This window comes from Selenomonas sp. (assembly GCF_052169755.1).
Taxonomy (GTDB): Bacteria; Bacillota; Negativicutes; order Selenomonadales; family Selenomonadaceae; genus Selenomonas.
Genome location: NZ_JBQNBV010000156.1, coordinates 1 through 4,112 on the forward strand (window position 1 = coordinate 1; position 4,112 = coordinate 4,112).

Annotated in this window: 4 protein-coding genes and 3 pseudogenes; 6 read left to right on the forward strand and 1 reads right to left on the reverse strand. The window is 50.0% G+C overall.

Annotated features, from left to right (window positions below; all coding sequences use genetic code 11):
- Positions 1-183: 183 nt before the first annotated feature.
- Entirely contained in the window at positions 184-756 is a 573-nt protein-coding gene (locus ACTTKG_RS09435; protein WP_442673953.1) for a hypothetical protein, read from the reverse strand.
- A gap of 377 nt (positions 757-1,133) precedes the next feature.
- On the opposite strand from ACTTKG_RS09435, the pseudogene ACTTKG_RS09440 reads away from it, so the two are divergent.
- The 6 genes and pseudogenes from ACTTKG_RS09440 to ACTTKG_RS09465 form a co-directional block, all read left to right on the forward strand.
- A pseudogene (locus ACTTKG_RS09440) lies at positions 1,134-1,481 on the forward strand (SNF2-related protein); the annotation flags it as partial.
- Between the two features lie 44 nt (positions 1,482-1,525).
- Positions 1,526-1,942 (forward strand): SNF2-related protein, encoded by a 417-nt coding sequence (locus ACTTKG_RS09445; RefSeq protein WP_442673954.1) that lies wholly within the window; start codon positions 1,526-1,528, stop codon positions 1,940-1,942.
- Positions 1,943-1,957: 15 nt separating this feature from the next.
- Positions 1,958-2,497 carry a helicase-related protein gene (locus tag ACTTKG_RS09450; protein WP_442673955.1) on the forward strand — a complete coding sequence of 180 codons (540 nt, stop codon included), beginning with the start codon at positions 1,958-1,960 and terminating at the stop codon, positions 2,495-2,497.
- A 59-nt stretch (positions 2,498-2,556) separates the two neighbouring features.
- Positions 2,557-2,936 (forward strand): annotated as a pseudogene (locus ACTTKG_RS09455) (gp33 family protein).
- Between the two features lie 63 nt (positions 2,937-2,999).
- Positions 3,000-3,752 (forward strand): hypothetical protein, encoded by a 753-nt coding sequence (locus ACTTKG_RS09460; RefSeq protein WP_442673956.1) that lies wholly within the window; start codon positions 3,000-3,002, stop codon positions 3,750-3,752.
- 65 nt (positions 3,753-3,817) lie between these two features.
- A pseudogene (locus ACTTKG_RS09465) lies at positions 3,818-4,112 on the forward strand (bifunctional 3'-5' exonuclease/DNA polymerase); the annotation flags it as partial.

The window sequence follows — 4,112 nt, forward strand, 5'->3', positions numbered from 1 at the left end:
TACTACAATTTGGAGGAAGATACGTTTAACAAGGAGATAAATCTCTGCCATAACATGATGCGACCTTGCTCCATATCTGAGATAGAGCAAGGTCGCATTTCTGTTGGAGATTTTCTTATTCGATTGTTGTATTAGTTTGATGGCATCCAAATCTCTCCATCGTCGCCATGTAAGTTGTTTCGTTCACAGGCAACATCCAAAATTCAAAATAATCGTACCGTTATTTGTCAGATTGAGATTGTTGGTTCCGTTTTGGACCACATTCGGCTGCTGATGAATAGCGGTCGTTTTATCGTCCGGCTCTGCATCCAGAATCGTTGTTTTTCCATCATCCGCATCTTCATATATCCTCTCAGAAATTTTTTTCTGAGAGGATTTTCGTGTTTTTGCGGCTTCTTCACGGAGAATGTCAGCGAATAAGGAGGCGAGTTTCTCGCCAATATCTTGAGTGTCAGCGCCGGGGAAAATATCGGAGAAAGAATTGCATAGCGCATATAAAACGGCATCCGTCGGCAGGTGATTGATATAGGAGACAAATGCTTCCGGTTCAACATACATAGCTATTTTTTTAGCGAATTGTCGGAGAGAGTTCGTATCGTTGAAATAGGATTTGTAAGTGCTTCCTGTATAGCTGTTGAGGATTTCTTCTGCCTGTTCCGTCGTGATGGAAGCCAACAGGGATTTCGTGAAAGCACCCGTGTTGCAACCTTCGCCAACAATTGGATAAAGTCGTTTAGCAAATGATGAAAATGTCATAAATTCTCCTTTCTGCTGAAGGCTATCTAAGCATACCCAACCCAATCCGCAGGGTTTCGTATACTGGTGCTAGCCCGAGATACAACACATCTATAAAGTGAATGTTTAGAGTATAGCACGAAAAAAATATTCTGTTTAAATTTTAGAAGAAAAACGAAAATTTTTTTCAAAAATTATGGAAAGTTTCTTTTGCAGCGAAATGTCCGCGAAGTAAATCTGGATAATCGCTCTTTAGAAAGGGGAATGCGGTGATGGGATATGTACGGAAAATCAAAGAGATGACAAAATCCAATAATTTCTATCCAATGCTCGTCAAGGCGCAGATGTATCTTCATCAGCAAAAAGCCTGCGAATTTGCGCTTGAGCTGTTCGGTCTTATGCCGTCAGAGGCAAGGAGCAGAGGCACCGCTTTGCTGATGGAGATGGGCACTGGCAAAACGATAGTGAGCATCGCCGTGGCGGGCTGTATGTATCAGCGAGGAAAAATCAATCGTGTGCTGGTCGTCGCGCCGCTTTCCATACTCAGTGTATGGAAAGAAGAGTTCGAGAAGTTTGCATCTTTTCCATATACTCTGACCGTACTCAAGGGCACGGTGACGAAGAAGAAGGAACAGCTCTCCCACCTGCCTGCCGAGGGACTGCAGGTCGTGGTCGTAAATTACGAGAGCACATGGCGGCTCGAAAAGGAGTTGCTTTCCTACGATGCAGACCTCGTGATTGCAGATGAGGCGCACAAGCTGAAGGAAACCGCACATCCCAGAGCAAGGGGATGCACCGCATCGGTGACAAGGCAAGATACAAGCTGCTTCTCACGGGAACGGTCATCACGAACCACGAACGGGATGTATTCTCGCAGTATCGTTTCCTCAATCCGGCGATTTTCGGCACATCGTTCTATACGTTCCGCAATCGGTACTTCGACATGGGCGGCTATGGAAATCATACCCCGATCTTCCGCAGGCAGATGACCGACGAGTTTCTGCAAAAGCTTCATTCCATTGCGTTTCGCGTAACGAAGGCGGAGTGCATGGACTTGCCTGCTGTCACTGAAGAAGTCCGCACAGTTGAGATGGAAGCATCCGCCGCGAAGATTTACGGCAAGATCGAGGCGGAAAGCTATGCGGAACTTGCAGAGTCGGAAGTTACTACGGTGAATATCCTCACACGTATCCTGCGCCTGTCGTAGATTACGGGTGGGTATTTGACCGACGATGACGGCACAGTAAACGCCGTGAGCCGCGCCAAACTGGAGGCGCTGTCGGATATCCTTGACACCGCGATGGCAGAAGACAAGAAGCTCGTCGTCATGGCGCGCTTTGTGGCAGAGCTTGACGCCATACAAGAGCTTCTGGAAAAGAAAAAGATCGGTTATGCCGCAGTGCGCGGCGGCGTAAAAGATCGAGAAGAAGAAATCCGACGCTTCCGGCACGACGAAAACTGCCGCGTGTTTGTGGGACAGATTGCAGCGGCAGGACTCGGCATCACCTTGACGGCGGCAAGCGCGATGGTCTTTTACTCGCTCGACTACAGCATGAGCAATTTCGAGCAGGCGAAGGCTCGCATCCACCGAGCCGGGCAAAAAGAAAAATGTCACTACATCTATCTTGTCTGCAAGGGAACCATCGACCGCAAGGTTCTGTACGCACTGCAAAAGAAAGTGAACCTCGCCAAGATGCGCGTCGACGATTACCGCAAAGGCGGCAATCCCTTAAAGGACAACGACTTTCCCATAAGGGGTTGAATAATTCGGCAGTAAGTGAAGGAGGCAAATACCCGATGGACAATACACAAATTTTTGCTATGGCAGATCGGCTCAATGCTTTGCAGGAAGAGAAGAAATCTCTGGAAGCAAACGTCAAAGCTCTGGGAGCGGAGATTGTCGATTTGGACAATCAGCTGTCGGATGCCATGGCGGAAGCCGAGCTTGACCGTTTCTCACGAGGCGGCTGTACATTTTACTTGAACTCTTCGCCTCTCCGGCAGCAGGGCGCAAAGAAGAAATGATGCAGGCGCTGAAAGACCACGGCTTTGGCACGTTGGTCGTCGAAACGGTCAACGGCAACACGCTGGCTTCGTTTCTCAAGGAACAGAGAGAAGCGACAGGGGAGGATATTCCCGCATGGCTTGAAGGCATCGTCAACACCTATGACAAGGTGTCGGTTGGCATCCGCAAGTCGTAGGATGCTGAAACATCGCATCGATGAAACGCATCAAGACAACCATTTAACAGGAGGCAAAAGAAAATGATGAACAACAAGAAAAACATGCAGGATGCAAACAACGAAGGATTCGCCGTCCTCGCCCGGCAGGACGCGCTCAGTGAAATCATGGCGGAAGACTGCCAGGGGTTGGAGTTCTCCTTTGACCGTGTGAAACTGCCGGCGGGCGGCGGCACGACCTTCGAGATTCCCTCCGCTGAAAGCGAAGAGGGCGAAATGGTGAAAGCCATCATGGGCGTCATCGTCTATAATCATCCGGCGTATGCCTACTATCGAAGCAAGTATGCAGGCGGGAACAATCCACCGGACTGTGGCTCTTTCGACGGCAGGACGGGCGTGGGAAATCCCGGCGGCAGCTGCGCGGACTGCCCGTATAACAAATTCGGCAGCGCCGAAGGGCAGGGCAAGCTGTGCAAGAACAAGCGCACGCTCTACCTCCTGCGCGAAGGGGAAATGTTCCCGCTGATGCTTTCCTTGCCCGCAGGTTCGCTGAAACCTTTCACGCAGTATGTGAAGAGTCAGCTTTCAAAGGGAAGGAAATTGAGCGGCGTCGTTACGAAAATCACGCTGAAAAAGGTCGCCAATGCCTCCGGCATCGCCTATTTCCAAGCCGTGTTCACTTTTGAGCGCCTACTGACGGCAGAAGAACGTGCGGCACTTACGAGCACGGTGGAGATGGCCAAGGCGTATGCGGCGAATCTCACGACGGCATCGCTCGCAGAAGATGGCGGTATGCCTTATGAGGATGCGGCAGAAGTCATCGAGCCTTTGAGATAAGATGACAAGAACAAAGCTCGGAGGAGTTCACTCCTCCGAGCAAATATAAAATGGAGGAACACATCATGCAAGCAAAATATCAATGCGTAACTACTGTGGAAAGCATACGTGACTACATCGGCGACAGTCGTTTGGTGGCGTTCGATTTTGAAACCGCGCCCGACGAGGCGTATCGGGCCGAAGAAAAGGCGGCGCTCGATCCTGCGAAGGCGCACATCGTCGGCTGCTCCTTTTCCGTCGAAGAAGGTACGGGCATCTACGTTCCCGTTGCCCATCGAAGCGGCGGGAACATCGACGAGGCGGAGTTCTTCAATTTCTTATCGGAATTTCTTTCGGACAGGAAAATTGTAAAAATCGCCC